Raw genomic sequence first — 16,107 nt, 5'->3', positions numbered from 1 at the left:
CTTATGGTTGATCCAGCAATAACGACTTTTTTTGATGAAAGAAAAGCCGCATGGTTAAAGAAAAATCTGACGGCATCTATGTCACAGGCAGAAGTGCGGGAGAAAGAGCAAGAATGCGAATCCGTGTTTACGTTAAAAAATTGGTTGCCTGATGCCGCGAAGCGAGCAAAAAGCAGAGCAATGACTTCGCATCCTAGTAAGTTTACTCACCCAAGTACTGGTGTTGGGCCCAAAAATATAAAAAATTTAACTTATGTGACCCCAATAATTTGTAACGCAGTATTAGAAAATGATGGATTCTTAAGAACAGGAAATGTGCGACTAGTTGATCCAATTGATTCTATTGGTAATGCAGGCGAATTAGATGTTCATGAGTTCTTAACTTTAGTAATGGTGGACGGGCGAAATTTAATTCAACATCTTGAGCAAAATACTGAGTTAGCCTTAAGTTTATTTACCTTACCGAATATTGATGAAACTCAAAACTATGCAAGCCTCAAACAAGGTTTGTTAGCCATGACTTCTGCCGGTAGTGATGTTGTTACTAGTTCGAAGATTAAGCAGGTGTTTTTTCCTACTGCAAATCAGTCTGATGAGAAAACAGCAGTTACCAATAGTTATCATCAGCTTTCCATCTTGACCGCTTCGGGGGTTTTATTTGAATTAAGAAAACGCCTTGATGGAATGCGCTTTGGTGATGCTATTAAGCTGGCAAGAGACAAGAAAAAGAACAACCAAGAGCATGAAGGTTATTGTGAAATTTATAATTTAACCACTATTGGCTACGGTGGCACCCAACCACAAAACATCAGTGTGCTAAATAGCCAAAATGCCGGAAAAGCCCATTTGTTTATGTGTGCATCACCGCAATTAAAAAATCGTAATATGCACTTTCCCAATTCCGATTTTTTCAGCCAAACCGTGAATTATTTCCAGTGCAAGAACCAATTTTATCAGTTACATAAACTCTATCAGCGCGATGATAACAACATGCATATTCGCGCTGAGCGTGATGAATATTATCAAAGTGTGATCGATCACATTATTGAAAAAATGTGGCAGGTTCGCAGCATCGCATTAGAGCAATTCAACGCCTCTGAAAATCAATTACCATCGGCACAAAAAACTTGGTTGTGTGAGCAAGACGAAAACAAAAACCTGCGCGAGGGGACTGATGATTGGTTGGACAGCATCGTTAAGTCAGTCACCACTTTCCTGTTTTATGGTTACGAAAAAATACTGGGTAAAAAGGCCATAAAACTCAGTGATGCTGAACATAAACATATGCACAAGTTGGTGTTATTAAACAAGGAGGCATTGCGATGATAGGCGAAGTAAAAAAATTGCTAATTATTCCCCACATTAAAGTTCACAACGCTAATGCGCTGTCTAGCCCTTTTACCATCGGCTTTCCAGCAATGACAGCTTGGTTAGGAGCAGTACATGCCCTGCAACGTAAGTTGAACGCGCAAGATATTCCGGTGGTTTTTTCAGCCACAGGTGTGGTGAGTCACAATATGGATTTACAAACCTATAAAGGCAACAACGACTTTGTACACTCAATTGTTGGGACCGGGAATCCATTGGACAAAACCGGTGCCAGATCGGCATTTATCGAAGAAGCCCGTTGTCATCTGGATGTGAGTTTGGTGATTCAATACGACAACATCAGTATTGATGATCGTGAGAGATTACTAGGCGCCATCAATCATTTATTACATGCAAATATGAAAATGGCCGGTGGCGATATTAACGGCTTTCAAACCCCATTTTGTATCAATTGTAAAGAAGGTGACGATCAAGATTTAAGTAAAGTGCAACGTGCTTTAATGCCTGGTTATGCGCTAATTGAGCGCCGAGACCTGATGTTAGATGCAATGAAAAATGGCGCAGACGCGCTGGACGCATTGATTAATTATCTGGCCATTCATCACCTGTGTGAAACAGATGATGATGGAAATGTAACCTGGAGCAGTTATCGTAAAACGCTGAATAATAAACCTGCTGGGTGGATAGTACCTATCGCCACCGGATTTCATGGCATTAGTGAATTAGGTGAAGCAAAAAACCAGCGAGATCCAGACACGCCCCATCGGTTTGCAGAAAGCATAGTCACCTTAGGAGAATTTAAAATGCCCCACCGGATTAAATTTATCGAAGACATATTGTGGCGTTATCACCACCAAGGTGATTTGTACCTTTGTCAACAAAATAAACACATAACTCCAACGAGTGAATTTGATTTAGAGCCAAGCTCAATCGAATCTGAATTTTAATTTAATCAATATTTAACACAGTAAAAGGAAAATTATCATGGCTAAAAAAGACAACATTGCATCTGTATTGGCATTTGAAAAAAAATTAGTAACCAGTGACGGTTATATGTACGGCACAACGTGGGATACACGCAGTCAAATAACGCCTCTTGCGTTAAGAGAAAAGTCGGTACGTGGCACCATATCAAATCGCTTAAAAGCCGCTATTAAAAGTGACCCGGCTAAGTTAAACGCAGAAGTGGAAAAAGCCAATTTACAACGTGTAGATGCGTGTGCAGTTGCACCTGAGCAGGATACCTTGAATCTGCAATTTACAGTAAAAGTCTTGGGTGGTATTACTCAGCCATCAGCCTGTAATAATGCCTTATTTAAACAAAGTTACAGTGCGGCTGCCAAGGAATATATTACCACTGAGGCTTTTACGGAGCTGGCCCGCCGTTATGCAAGCAATATAGCTAATGCGCGCTTTTTATGGCGTAACCGGGTTGGTGCAGAAAAGATTGAAGTGCAAGTGAAAGCCAAAAATAGCACTGTTGATGAATCTTGGGTTTTTGATGCCACACAATTTAGCACCAGAAACTTTGATTTTAATGATGATGCTATAAATGCTCTGGCAAAGTATATAGCTAAAGCTCTCGCAAGCGCAGATGACTTTTTGTTATTGGATATCAGCTGCTTTGTGCAAGTGGGTAAAGCGCAGGAAGTTTATCCTAGTGAAGAGTTGGTACTGGATAAAGGTAAGGGCGAAAAAAGTAAAATTCTTTATGATGTTAATGGTATTGCTGCCATGCATTCGCAAAAAATTGGTAATGCACTGCGGACTATTGATACTTGGTACCCAGAGTTTACGGATCCAGAAACCAGCGCGGGTCCAATTGCCATCGAACCTTACGGTGCAGTGACCAACTTAGGTAAAGCTTATCGAACGCCTGCGGCTAAACAGGATTTTTATACGTTTTTTGATGTTTGGGCTCGAGGGGAAAAACTATCGCGTGTTGAAGATGAACATTACGTAATGGCCATTTTAGTGCGTGGCGGCGTATTTGGTGAAAGCGATAAATAGGGGGATGAGATGAAACATTACCTCGACATAACCCTACTGCCAGATGCCGAAGCTAACCTTGGTTTCCTCTGGCAAAAGGTGTTTCAACAAGTACACATTGCGCTGGTGGATAATAAAGTCGGTGATAACGAATCTGCCGTTGCACTCTCAGTTGTGGGTTACCGGGATAAAACCTTTCCGTTAGGTAACAAATTGCGTTTGTTTGCAGCTAGTGAGGATGTATTGCAAAAGTTGGATATGCAACGCTGGCTCAATAGGTTAAGTGATTACTGTCATCTATCATCGGTTAAACCGGTGCCAGTTAGCGTTAAGCAATATGCACGCTTTAATCGTAAAAATGTAAAATCTATTGAGAAAAAAGCGCAACGCCGCGCGATTCATTTAGCTAAACCTTACGAAGAAGTGTTGGCTTATTTAATTGAAGAAGATAAATCGAAAGCGTGTAAATTGCCTTTTATCAACGTTGAAAGTCAAGACACTAAAAAGCGAGAAGGGCAAGGTGTGTCATGCCAGTTCTTACTCTTTATCGAGCAAACTATTTTTGATGCTCCTGTAAGCGGTAAGTTTGACTGTTACGGCCTATCAAAAACCGCAACAGTACCTTGGTTTTGAAAGTTTAAAGTTTGCTCAACGTTGCTTTTTATATATACCCGCCGAATACTGCGGGTATATTTTTATTGGTGCTAATAATTCAAAGCAATAACCAATAAAAAATGCTCTTTAACAATTACTAATAAAATCAGATGGTTATAACAGGTCTAAAAAACATAGGTAAAAACGTCAAATTTTACCTATCCACTTGTTGTAACTTATTTTTTTGCCGTTATTCTATTGTTCACTGCCGCACAGGCAGCTTAGAAACCGGTGATAGCTGGCACTTACCGGATTCAATAGTTCACTGCCGCACAGGCAGCTTAGAAATTTAGCGTTTTTGAATAAATCGACAGCTTTCAGTTCACTGCCGCACAGGCAGCTTAGAAAGTAACGCGTAAAAACCCGTTATCAGTGTAAACGTTCACTGCCGCACAGGCAGCTTAGAAACACAACTATAATGATGCGCGAAAATCCCGACAGTTCACTGCCGCACAGGCAGCTTAGAAATCGCGACGTATGGACAGCGGTACAGATACGACGTTCACTGCCGCACAGGCAGCTTAGAAACGCCGAATACAAGATTAGTGGTGTAGAATTCCGTTCACTGCCGCACAGGCAGCTTAGAAAGACCATGGATGATGGTATGGGTTTTTATATTTGTTCACTGCCGCACAGGCAGCTTAGAAAAGCGAAAGATTTAGCGTCTGTCATAGCTTTTGGTTCACTGCCGCACAGGCAGCTTAGAAACGACGGAACTGTGGATATAAATGGAGCTATAAGTTCACTGCCGCACAGGCAGCTTAGAAATGAAAGCGGTAATCGACTAAGCACCAGGTAAAGTTCACTGCCGCACAGGCAGCTTAGAAAGTCTGCACCAATAGCACTTTCAAGCGTTCCGAGTTCACTGCCGCACAGGCAGCTTAGAAAGAGGTCGGAGTCGATGTAGTTACCCGCATGAAGTTCACTGCCGCACAGGCAGCTTAGAAAACGCAGCGCTTTTTAAGCTCGTCACTTTCCCAGTTCACTGCCGCACAGGCAGCTTAGAAATAGAACATAGTCAGGTCGACGGTTGTCAGGTTGTTCACTGCCGCACAGGCAGCTTAGAAAATTAGCGATGATGAATACCTTTACGAATTTAAGTTCACTGCCGCACAGGCAGCTTAGAAAATTAGCGATGATGAATACCTTTACGAATTTAAGTTCACTGCCGCACAGGCAGCTTAGAAAACTTAGGTTTTGACGCTGGACACACTGTAACGGTTCACTGCCGCACAGGCAGCTTAGAAAATTTCGAGGCAAAATTGATGTAATCGGTAACTGTTCACTGCCGCACAGGCAGCTTAGAAAATATTCGCCACTTATTACAGTTTTGTCACTTAGTTCACTGCCGCACAGGCAGCTTAGAAAAGTTGCGCCGGCGGTTAAGAACTTAGCGCCTGGTTCACTGCCGCACAGGCAGCTTAGAAAGTTGCGCGGGCAATAACCCATACAACGCCTTTGTTCACTGCCGCACAGGCAGCTTAGAAAGCGCCGACGCTCGTCGAGTGAGTCAGAAAGCTGTTCACTGCCGCACAGGCAGCTTAGAAAGCACGTATCGAGTTTTTATAATTCGTGTCATCGTTCACTGCCGCACAGGCAGCTTAGAAATGATTCGATAGCCATGTCGAACGCAGCTTGAAGTTCACTGCCGCACAGGCAGCTTAGAAAGACGTGGGCGGCTGGTGGCATTATTTCAAATCGTTCACTGCCGCACAGGCAGCTTAGAAACGGCTAAAGGTGGCGGTAAACATCCAGTACGCGTTCACTGCCGCACAGGCAGCTTAGAAAAAAGGCGTCAGTGTTATAGTTCTTGGCATTCAGTTCACTGCCGCACAGGCAGCTTAGAAAAGAAGAAAATGAATCCAAAGTGCCACGGTCAAGTTCACTGCCGCACAGGCAGCTTAGAAAATGGCGCGCATTAGCTCCACAAATTGTAGGGTGTTCACTGCCGCACAGGCAGCTTAGAAAACTATCAGTCGTACCAATTTCCTCGACATACAGTTCACTGCCGCACAGGCAGCTTAGAAAAAGTTTAAATGATTTATCAAGCAATGATTTATCAAGCCACCCATAACCAATGATTTATCAAGCCACCCATAACAATTTGACTAAATATGAAGACGAGCTAGGCTTTGATTAGGAAACAAATCAAAGGATTGATGCCATGCCTCAGCCACGTAGTAGTCAAATTTCTTTATCGGATACTCCATTTTATCATTGTGTTTCCCGTTGTGTACGGCGGTCTTTTTTGTGCGGTGTGGATAGTTATTCAGGCCAAAGTTATGAACATCGTCGAGTCTGGGTTGAAGAGCGCTTATTGTTTTTATCATCTGTGTTTGCAATCGACATATGTGCTTATGCAGTGATGAGTAATCACGTGCATGTGGTGTTACATGTAGATGTGCAACAAGTGATGGCTTGGACAGATAGTGAAGTGGTTGAACGCTGGCACCGCCTACATAAAGGCACATTACTTACTCATATGTTTATCAGGGGAGATAGGTTAAGCCAAGGCCAACAGCTAACCTTAAATGACACCATAACCGAGTATCGCAAGCGCTTACATAACATTAGCTGGCTGATGCGTAATCTGAATGAATACATAGCCCGAGAAGCCAACAAAGAGGATGACTGCACAGGCAGGTTCTGGGAAGGACGTTTTAAATCACAGGCCTTATTGGATGAAGCGGCATTGCTGGCCTGTATGGCCTATGTTGACCTTAACCCTATTCGAACCAAGATAGCGGATACCCCAGAAACCTCAAATCACACTAGTATTAAAAAACGCTTAGAATCGATAAAAGGCTCCATCACAACACATTCACTGATGCGTTTTGTCGGTAACCCTAGACAATATATGCCTAAAGGTATCGCCTTCTCACTCAAAGACTATTGTGAGTTAGTGGACATAACAGGCAGAATAATCAGGGAGGACAAAGCAGGACATATTGACCATCAACAACAACCCATCCTACAAAGATTGGGCTTATCAGGCGAACAATGGTTAACCCTTACAACAGAGTTTGAAAAGCATTTTTGCTATGCAGCTGGTGCAGAAATGATGATGAACCAATTTAAAGCGCACACAGGTCATCAACGCATTCGAGGAATGGGTAAAGCAAAAAAATTGCTACGCTGCGCATAACCTCAAGAGACCAGTCAAAATATTACCGATAAGGCACAGTTGTGCCCACCACCTCGCTAAATGTCTATTATTCCCGCCAAATAGGCTAAAACTAATCCTCATCCTCCATCTTTCACTCAATCCAAGTCATTTTCACGCAGAAAATCGACAATGAATATTTTAACTAAGCTCAGAGTTTTATTATGGGTGGCTAGGTAAATACAATGGGTGGCTAGGTAAATACATTATTATGGGTGGCTAGGTAAATAGCTATGGGTGGCTAGGTAAATAGCTCGCTAGGTAAATAGCTCTAGATAAATAGCTGCAGTACCTAGCTGAACCTTTTAAATTAATTTACCGAGTTGAAAAAAATTGTGTGTTTATTGTGATGGTATTGCATCAGCGACAAAGTATTCAAAAGGCGTTGCGTAACCGTTTACTTAAATAAATTGCGATCCAGTCATTTTGTTAACAAAATGGATGTCAGTTAGACAGTTAACCATTTTCTTATTCACTGCAGCAGAGACCGTTCAGTAACTGTGGGGGCAGAACTGTTGATTTATGCGAGCAGATTATTAGTCCCTTAACGACGCTTTCAACAATGATTAGTTATTCAACTCAATTTTATGACTAGTCATTGTGCCTAATTACTATCTTGTATTAATCATGTTTTGTTTTTTTATTATCAATAAATAGGTTTACTTATTGTCATTAGATGTAAATCTATTAATTGACTATCTTAAGTGTTGTGTAAATCTTTACGTTGACATTTATTTGTTTGTGTATATAAATAGATATACATAATCAGTGATATTTGAAGAATTAACGAAAGTGTATGAGCATGAAACGCCTTGTTGTTAAGCAGTATAGAGAAAATGTTAATCGAGCGAGAGTAATGCTTGATGGCTTGTCTATGCCGTCGGAAGGTTGGCTGCGCACGGTACGTAAAGCGTTAGATATGTCTGGGGCGCAGCTAGGCCGTAGGCTTGGCGTGACAAGGGCGGCGATCTCTAATAGAGAGAAAGATGAGCTTTCCGGCAGGATTACAATTAAATCAATGCAACAAATGGCGGAGAGTATGGGATGTCAGTTTGTTTATGCCATTGTGCCTGAAAATGACATTGAAGACGTGGTTCTGAAAAGAGCTCGATTAAAAGCAATGCAGCAAGTGCGAAATGCTGGTGTTCATATGGCTTTGGAAAGTCAACTCATAGCCGAAGGTAAATTACTTGCTGAGATCGAACGATTAGCAAAGGAAATGCTTGATAAACCAAGCTCTGATTTCTGGAATGACGATGAGTGATATTTTCAAAGAGGCAGATGGTGCAACACCACTAGATCTTGAGGAATTGGAAGGCTTACGCTTCAAGCATATTCAAACACGGGGACAATTGGATGAACTTGAGCAGGCTAACATTCAAAATGGCTTAAAGTGGTTAAGCAAACTAAAAAGCCCTGATGTCTTAAGTGAAGGCTTTGTGCGTAAGCTTCATGAGAAATTATTTGGTGAAGTGTGGCTCTGGGCTGGCACATACCGCAAAACTGAAAAGAATATTGGTATCGACCCCATTCAAATCAGTGTTCAGCTTAGGCAGCTTTTAGATGATGCAAAATATTGGGTAGAGCATGACACTTTCCCTCCAAAAGAGTTAGCTGGAAGGTTTCACCATAAATTAGTTTATATACATTTGTTTCCAAATGGGAATGGGCGACATTCGCGGATCATGGCAGATGCAATCTTAACCAAAGTCTTAGGTGAGCCTGTCATTGATTGGGCAGGGGGCTATCAGTTAGAAAAAATGAATGATAGACGTGTGCAATATATATCGGCACTTAGACAGGCTGATGGGCATAATTTCGAAGAACTCTTGGAATTTATCGGAGCATAAGGTCGCAGTTTTCAATAGAATATCGCGACGCTTTCACTTATGCGAAAGCGGTAATAATAATTGGGTGTAAATTTAGGTGTATATAATGGATCCAGCTCCTATTAAGGAACTTATTACCTTTGACGACTTTGCTAAATTAGACATTCGTGTCGGTACTATTACTCTAGTTTCAGAAGTGCTCAAATCAGATAAATTAATGAAGTTAACCGTTGATTTCGGTGATCATACTCGTTCTATACTTGCTGGCATTAAGCAAGAGCGAGAGGATCCTCAAGAAATTCAGGGTAAACAAGCCCTCTTTGTTGTAAACCTTCCAGAAAGAAAAATGGCAGGAGAATTGTCTCAAGGCATGTTATTTGATATTGGATATGAAGATAAACTGAAGCCTTGTTTAGCTATGCCTGAAATAGCAATACCTAATGGCAGCCGAGCAGGATAATAATGAGTTAAACAAGGTGTGAAAACAAAATAATTACCCTTCATGCATTTTTAAAAAATAGAAAATTCAACTAATTAAATAGGAATCTCCATGAGTAAATTAACATGTATCGCAAAAATTGAAGCGCAACAAGAACACAAAAAAACTGTGTTGGCGGAATTAACAAAAATTGTTCAACCTACTCAAAAAGAACAAGGTTGTATTAATTATGACTTGCACGTAGATAACGCTAATGACGCAATTTTTATGTTTCACGAAACTTGGGAAACCGCAGAAGATCTCAATGCCCATTCAAAGTCGTCACATATAAAAAAGTGCTTTGAAATTATTGGTGGGATGTTAGTTGCAACCGAAGTTTTAAGACTTACAAAAGTTAATGTTTAAATAAAAAACATACCCATGGTGTGGTGAAAACATTGTTTGCGGTAACTACCTTAACAGTGAGGTTAGTTGCCGTATGGATAGTGCAATAAAAAGCCCATCCTGTTTATTACGACAAGGTCATTTAATAAACAGAACAGGCATTATTACTTGTAGAGTTAAGTGTTATTAAGGTAAGTCCACTTTAACCCTACGCCGTTGTGGTTTTTGTGCACAATCAACGCTTTACGACTTTGTTGATAACTCAAATTGGGGTTTGGGGCAAACTTAATGGTTAGGCTAGGTTGGTTGCCTAAGTTCTGTGGGCAACCTTCGATAAATATGCCACCACTGGATAAGTTTGCTGTTTTAAATTCGCCGTATTTTATCTCACCATTCCATAGCTCTACATGCTCCCGTACTGATTGACGTTCACCATATCTATGTTCCACGGAGTACCTCGAAGACTATCTTGTTTGAAATTAAAGGATGTTAGTTTACTGCCTGTTGAGCTGAGCAGCATTTGGAAGTGTAGACCTTAATATTCTAAAATCCAATTGATATGTAGGTTAAAATATTAACCTGTATATTGGTCTGGTTTTTAGTGGCAACGCTTTTTAAAAACTATTAGTGAGAATGTAGTGGGGGTCTTAAAATAACAATATCATCTGAACATAAGTTTCAGAGACTAGGTGAACATAAAGCCTTGCCCCAATACTTAAAATAAACTACTGTATAAAAAAACATGCAAGGTTATTTGATGCGCCTTTTTATTGCCGAAAAACCCAGTTTAGGTCGTGCTATTGCCGAGGTCTTACCTAAGCCTCATAAAAAAGGCGATGGTTATATTAGCGCGGCTAATGGCGATACTGTGAGCTGGTGCATCGGACATTTACTCGAACAACAACAACCAGAGGCCTACGATCCCGCTTTTAAGAAGTGGAGTCATGAACACCTGCCGATTATTCCGCAGCAGTGGCAGCTTGGGGTTAAAAAACAAACCGCTAAACAATTAGGGGTGTTACGTAAGTTAGTTAAACAAGCAGAACAGTTGGTACATGCGGGCGATCCCGACCGTGAAGGTCAGTTGTTGGTAGACGAGGTAATCAATTTTTTAGGCGTCACTGGGGCTAAAAAAAACACTATTCAGCGTTGTTTAATCAGTGACTTAAATCCTTCTGCGGTAAAACAATCACTGAGCAATTTACGTAGTAATCGTGAGTTTATTCCATTATCTACTTCAGCTTTGGCCAGATCTCGCGCTGATTGGTTATATGGGATCAACTTAACCCGTGCTTATACTCTGCAAGGTCAAAAAGCCGGGTATAACGGGGTGTTGTCGGTAGGGCGTGTGCAAACGCCTTTATTGGGCTTGGTTGTGCGCCGTGATAAAGCCATTGCCGATTTTGTGAGTAAGGCTTTTTATGAAGTCTGGGCTAGTTTAGAAACAGATCAAGGGCAGGGATTTAAAGCAAAATGGCAACCCAGTGAACAATGCGCCAAGTTTCTAGACGAGCAAGGGCGTAATTTGTCAGAGGCGCTGGCGCAAAATGTTGCTAAGCGTGTCAGTGGGCAACCGGCCCAAGTTAAAAACCTAAAACGTGAGCATAAAAAACAAGCACCGCCATTACCCTATAATTTGTCATCTTTGCAAATAGATGCCAGCAAAGCGTTTGGCATGAGCGCCCAGCAAGTGCTGGATATTTGCCAAGGTTTGTATGAGCGTCATAAATTAATCACTTACCCTCGTTCAGATTGCCGATATTTGCCTATGAGTCACTTTGTGCAGGCCAAAGAGGTACATGCCGCTGTGATGGCTAATAGTCAACATTTGGGATCGCAGGGTAAGTTGTTAAGTCAAGCACAGGTTGATTTAAGCCGCCAATCAAAAGCCTGGAACGATAAAAAAGTCGATGCTCACCATGGCATCATTCCCACCCAAAAAGTCAGCAATAATTTGTCTGGCAACGATGCCAAAGTGTATGGCTTGATATGCAGAAATTATGTGGCGCAATTTTTAGCTCATCATGAATTTTATGGGGTACGGGTTGAGGTCGAGATTGCTTCAGGTTTATTTGTGGCAGTGGCAAAAGAGTTAATTGCAGAAGGTTGGAAGTGCATTTTTGTACGGGCACTAAAAGCTAATAATCAAGATGACAAAGGTGAAGTGCAGCAATTGTTACCTCACTTAGAAAATGGGCAAGCTCTTAAATCGCTGCAAGCTGAGGTATTAGAAAAACAGACTTCGCCTCCTAAGGCGTATACAGATGCAAGCTTATTAGCTGCCATGACTGGGATAAGTAGCCATGTGAGCGATCCACAACTTCGAAAAATCCTCCGCGAAACCGACGGTTTAGGTACCGAGGCTACCCGTGCTGGGATCATTGAGTTGTTATTCTCTCGTGGATTTTTGTCTCGCTCGGGTAAAACAATTACAGCCACTGTGACAGGTAGAGGTTTAATTGAAGCGCTGCCAGATGTGGCGACTTATCCCGATATGACCGCACGTTGGGAATCAGAGTTGTCGGCTATCAGTGAAGGCAGAAGTCAGTACAAAAAATTGATGGGGCCTTTAGAAGCACAACTTAAAGACTTGGTTATACAAAGTCTCAGCGTATTACCTCAAGGTTTGTCTGGTTTAGGTAAGAAAAGCTTTGCTAAAAAACGTAAAGGTGGCGGAAAACCTAAGTATACGGCTAAAAAGCAGACTAGCTAAATATTCAAAGTGTTAACCTAATCCTTGGTTGTAAATTAATAAAACAAATTAACAAGTTCTCCTTGAAAATAAACTAAGCGACCTCATCTTCTATCAATCATTTTAGCAACCACAACTTAGGAGATACTTGACCATGGCTGAAGCAGCTCATCAAGAAACTCATGGATTTCAAACTGAAGTAAAACAATTACTACAACTGATGATCCATTCGCTTTACTCAAACAAAGAAATATTCTTACGTGAATTAGTATCCAACGCCGCCGATGCTGCGGATAAATTACGCTTTAAAGCTTTGTCTAACGACAGCCTTTACGAAGGCGACGGTGATTTACACGTTAAGCTCAGTATCGATAAAGATGCTGGCACTATTACTATTGCCGACAACGGTATTGGTATGAATAAGGCTGACGTAATTGAACATCTTGGTACTATCGCTAAGTCTGGAACTAAAGAGTTTTTTGGTAAGTTGTCTGGTGACGATGCTAAAGATTCACAACTTATTGGTCAGTTTGGTGTTGGTTTTTATTCAGCCTTTATTGTTGCTGATAAGGTCACTGTGCGCACTCGTGCTGCAGGTGACGATAAAGCACAAGGTGCCCAGTGGGAGTCAGCCGGTGAAGGTGAGTTCACTATTGCCGATATTGAAAAAGCTGAACGCGGCACAGAAATCACTCTGCATTTAAAAGAAGAAGAAAAAGAATTTTTAGATGATTGGCGTTTACGTTCAATCGTTAGCAAATATTCTGATCACATCAGTATTCCTGTGAAAATGTTCAAAGCAGAAGAGCCTGAGCGTGACGGACCTAAAGGCCCTGATGGTGAAGAAGGCGAAAAAATTCCTGCAGTACCAGCCTTTTGGGAAGCAGTAAACAAAGCCACAGCACTTTGGACTCGTGATAAGTCTGATGTAAGTGACGACGAATACAAAGAATTCTACAAACATATCTCTCACGACTTTAGTGATCCTATGACTTGGTCACATAATAAAGTTGAAGGTAAAACTGAATACACCAGCTTGTTATATATCCCAAGCAAAGCACCTTTTGATATGTGGAACCGTGATAACAAACACGGCCTTAAACTTTATGTGCAGCGCGTATTTATCATGGATGACGCTGAACAAATGTTGCCTACATACCTGCGTTTTGTGAAAGGTTTGTTGGACTCAAATGATTTGCCGTTAAACGTGTCTCGTGAAATTTTACAAGACAACAAAGTCACTCAAGCCATGCGTCAAGGTTGTACTAAACGCGTATTGCAAATGCTTGAAAAAATCGCCAAAAATGATCCTGAAAAGTATCAGGCATTTTGGACTGAGTTTGGTAATGCATTAAAAGAAGGGCCTGCTGAAGATCACGCCAACAAAGAAAAAGTAGCTGGTTTGTTGCGTTTTGCATCAACGCATTCTGATTCAGAGGCGCAAACTGTTTCTCTTGCTGATTACATTAGTCGCATGCAAGAAAAACAAGATAAAATTTACTACATCACCGCAGACAACTATAAAGCGGCTAAATCTAGCCCACATCTAGAGATCTTCCGTAAGAAAGGTATCGAAGTGTTGCTAATGGCAGATCGCGTAGATGAGTGGTTAATGTCTCATTTAACTGACTTTGATGAGAAATCTTTCCAATCTGTCACTCACGGTGCATTGGATTTAGGTGACTTAGAAGACGAAGAGAGCAAGAAAGCCCTAGAAGAAGCAGAAAAACAAGTTGAAGGTCTAGCTGAACGAGTAAAAGCCGCCTTGGGTGATAAAGTGAAAGATGTAAAATTCACTCATCGTTTAACTGATTCTCCAGCTTGTATTGTGGCTGACGAACAAGGCATGACTACTCAAATGATTAAACTGATGCAAGCTGCAGGTCAACCTGTACCTGAAGCGCAGTATCATTTTGAACTGAATCCTGAACATCAGTTAGTTAAGTTATTAGCTGAGGTACAAGATGAAGAGCAGTTTGCACAGTGGACAGACGTGTTGTTTGATCAAGCAGCCCTGTCTGAACAAGGTAGTTTAAAAGACCCAGCAAGCTTTGTGCAGAATTTAAACAAGCTACTAGCAAGCTTAGCTAAATAGGCAACAATCAACGCAAGTTGGTTAACTAAAAACGGGCTTAGATGCCCGTTTTTGATTTAACTTGATAAAAGTACAGGTATTAAGACCTTTGTCGTATATGCAGGGCTTAATATTCTTGTAACATTAAAGTTGAATGTGTAAAGTTGCGGCTTTACTTTTTTAACTCAACTTATAATTCAGAGGACACAGCATGCGCATTATTCTTCTTGGTGCTCCTGGTGCAGGTAAGGGTACCCAAGCCCAATTTTTAATGGGTAAGTTTGGTATCCCACAAATATCAACTGGAGACATGTTACGTGCAGCAATAAAAGCCGGTACAGAGCTTGGATTGACTGCAAAACGCGTAATGGATGAGGGCAAATTGGTTTCTGACGAATTGATTATTGGTTTAGTAAAAGAACGTATTAGCCAAGATGATTGTGCTAAAGGTTTTTTACTAGATGGTTTTCCTCGTACAATCCCCCAAGCTGACGCCATGAAAGACGCGGGTATCAAAATTGATCATGTTATCGAATTTGATGTGGGTGACGAAATCATAGTTGAACGAATGAGTGGACGCAGAGTGCATCCCGGTTCTGGTCGAGTTTATCACTTACGCTACAACCCACCTAAGGTTGAAGGTAAAGATGATGAGACGGGTGAAGAATTGGCCATACGTCCAGACGATCAAGAACAGACTGTGCGTAAACGTCTTGGTATTTACCACGAGCAAACTAAACCGCTAATTAGTTATTATTCGAAGTTAGCTACGTCAGGTGATTGTGCTTATCATAAGATTGACGGTACTCAAGCTGTGCAAGTTGTTGCTACTCAATTAGAGACATTATTGAGTTAGTGGATCAAACTTAACTTTCGTTTGTTAGTTTGATTGAAGCCCGCGTATAGTGGGCTTTTTTGTAGCTAATCCCCCACTTTGAGGAGAGATTGTATGCATACACCTATCACTGCTTTTTATGCTGGTTTATTGGGGATATTGTTTTTTTATTTTTCGGTCTTGGTTATTAAAGGTCGACGGGATAAACAAATATCCTTAGGGGACGGTGGTGATCATCATTTTCAACAAGTGATCCGAGCCCATGGTAATTTTAGCGAATACACACCTATAGTGCTCATCTTGCTTTTTGTCGCTGAAGTAAACTTAAGTAACCCCATTATTTTACATCTGGCAGGTACAGCACTGATATCAGGGCGTTTCATACATGCGTTTGGATTACGTCGCCACTCAGGCACAAGTTGGCAGAGAGTGTGGGGAATGTTGCTGACTTTTGCCTCTCTGATAACTTTGAGTGTATTAAATATTTTGGTGTTGTATAAATAGCCTGAGCTCTGGACCTGTTTAATGTATCCGCAGTGCAACTAAAACTCTCTAACAGACTGTTATTATTGTAATTATTTAAAAGGACGCGGCACGTCTTAACCAGAGTTCAGGCTAAATAATGGTAATTGACTGCTAATTTTAGTGAGTATTTCAAATAAATTGTAACAAGCTACATTCAGTCAGATTGTTTGCACATATTGTTGCATTTTGCTCGT

The 16,107-nt window shown here is 41.2% G+C and carries 14 protein-coding genes and 1 CRISPR repeat array; of the genes, 13 read left to right on the top strand and 1 reads right to left on the bottom strand.

Annotated features, from left to right (window positions below; genetic code table 11):
- The first annotated feature begins 3 nt into the window (after positions 1-3).
- The 9 genes from csy1 (at position 4) to GARC_RS13430 (ending at position 9,808) form a co-directional block, all read left to right on the top strand.
- Positions 4-1,326 carry a type I-F CRISPR-associated protein Csy1 gene (gene csy1, locus GARC_RS13470; RefSeq protein ID WP_007620986.1) on the top strand — a complete coding sequence of 441 codons (1,323 nt, stop codon included), beginning with the start codon at positions 4-6 and terminating at the stop codon, positions 1,324-1,326.
- Positions 1,323-2,276, top strand: coding sequence for a type I-F CRISPR-associated protein Csy2 (gene csy2 / locus GARC_RS13465; RefSeq protein WP_007620985.1), 954 nt, complete (start codon positions 1,323-1,325; stop codon positions 2,274-2,276). Before csy1 ends, csy2 begins: the two co-directional genes overlap by 4 nt.
- Positions 2,277-2,313: 37 nt before the next feature.
- Complete coding sequence (gene csy3, locus GARC_RS13460) at positions 2,314-3,339, top strand: type I-F CRISPR-associated protein Csy3 (protein ID WP_007620983.1); 1,026 nt, start codon at positions 2,314-2,316, stop codon at positions 3,337-3,339.
- Between the two features lie 9 nt (positions 3,340-3,348).
- The gene (gene cas6f / locus GARC_RS13455; protein ID WP_007620981.1) at positions 3,349-3,951 is read left to right on the top strand and encodes a type I-F CRISPR-associated endoribonuclease Cas6/Csy4; all 603 of its coding nucleotides are present in this window, start codon (positions 3,349-3,351) and stop codon (positions 3,949-3,951) included.
- Between the two features lie 221 nt (positions 3,952-4,172).
- Positions 4,173-6,000: a CRISPR direct-repeat array (repeat unit 28 nt; unit sequence GTTCACTGCCGCACAGGCAGCTTAGAAA).
- 136 nt (positions 6,001-6,136) lie between these two features.
- Positions 6,137-7,117: a transposase gene (locus GARC_RS13450; RefSeq protein WP_007620973.1), complete on the top strand. Its 981-nt coding sequence runs from the start codon at positions 6,137-6,139 to the stop codon at positions 7,115-7,117.
- Between the two features lie 820 nt (positions 7,118-7,937).
- Positions 7,938-8,399 carry a mobile mystery protein A gene (locus tag GARC_RS13445; protein ID WP_226989157.1) on the top strand — a complete coding sequence of 154 codons (462 nt, stop codon included), beginning with the start codon at positions 7,938-7,940 and terminating at the stop codon, positions 8,397-8,399.
- Positions 8,392-8,985: a mobile mystery protein B gene (locus GARC_RS13440; RefSeq protein ID WP_007620970.1), complete on the top strand. Its 594-nt coding sequence runs from the start codon at positions 8,392-8,394 to the stop codon at positions 8,983-8,985. Before GARC_RS13445 ends, GARC_RS13440 begins: the two co-directional genes overlap by 8 nt.
- Before the next feature lie 85 nt (positions 8,986-9,070).
- A complete protein-coding gene (locus GARC_RS13435; RefSeq protein ID WP_007620967.1) occupies positions 9,071-9,424 on the top strand; it encodes a tRNA-binding protein in 354 nt (117 codons plus the stop codon).
- A gap of 90 nt (positions 9,425-9,514) precedes the next feature.
- Complete coding sequence (locus GARC_RS13430; RefSeq protein WP_007620965.1) at positions 9,515-9,808, top strand: putative quinol monooxygenase; 294 nt, start codon at positions 9,515-9,517, stop codon at positions 9,806-9,808.
- Positions 9,809-9,963: 155 nt separating this feature from the next.
- On the opposite strand, the gene GARC_RS13425 is transcribed toward GARC_RS13430, so the two are convergent.
- Positions 9,964-10,236 (bottom strand): hypothetical protein, encoded by a 273-nt coding sequence (locus GARC_RS13425; protein WP_007620962.1) that lies wholly within the window; start codon positions 10,234-10,236, stop codon positions 9,964-9,966.
- A 308-nt stretch (positions 10,237-10,544) separates the two neighbouring features.
- Between GARC_RS13425 and GARC_RS13420 the strand changes: the two genes are divergently transcribed.
- From GARC_RS13420 to GARC_RS13405, 4 genes are all read left to right on the top strand, one after another.
- Complete coding sequence (locus GARC_RS13420) at positions 10,545-12,500, top strand: DNA topoisomerase III (protein WP_007620960.1); 1,956 nt, start codon at positions 10,545-10,547, stop codon at positions 12,498-12,500.
- Between the two features lie 133 nt (positions 12,501-12,633).
- Positions 12,634-14,574 carry a molecular chaperone HtpG gene (gene htpG / locus GARC_RS13415; protein ID WP_007620959.1) on the top strand — a complete coding sequence of 647 codons (1,941 nt, stop codon included), beginning with the start codon at positions 12,634-12,636 and terminating at the stop codon, positions 14,572-14,574.
- Between the two features lie 190 nt (positions 14,575-14,764).
- Positions 14,765-15,409: an adenylate kinase gene (adk, locus tag GARC_RS13410; protein WP_007620958.1), complete on the top strand. Its 645-nt coding sequence runs from the start codon at positions 14,765-14,767 to the stop codon at positions 15,407-15,409.
- A 93-nt stretch (positions 15,410-15,502) separates the two neighbouring features.
- The gene (locus GARC_RS13405) at positions 15,503-15,892 is read left to right on the top strand and encodes an MAPEG family protein (RefSeq protein ID WP_007620957.1); all 390 of its coding nucleotides are present in this window, start codon (positions 15,503-15,505) and stop codon (positions 15,890-15,892) included.
- Positions 15,893-16,107: the final 215 nt, after the last annotated feature.

Origin of the sequence: Paraglaciecola arctica BSs20135 (assembly GCF_000314995.1) — a bacterium.
Lineage (GTDB): Bacteria > Pseudomonadota > Gammaproteobacteria > Enterobacterales > Alteromonadaceae > Paraglaciecola > Paraglaciecola arctica.
This window is presented reverse-complemented; position numbering and strand designations above follow the sequence as displayed.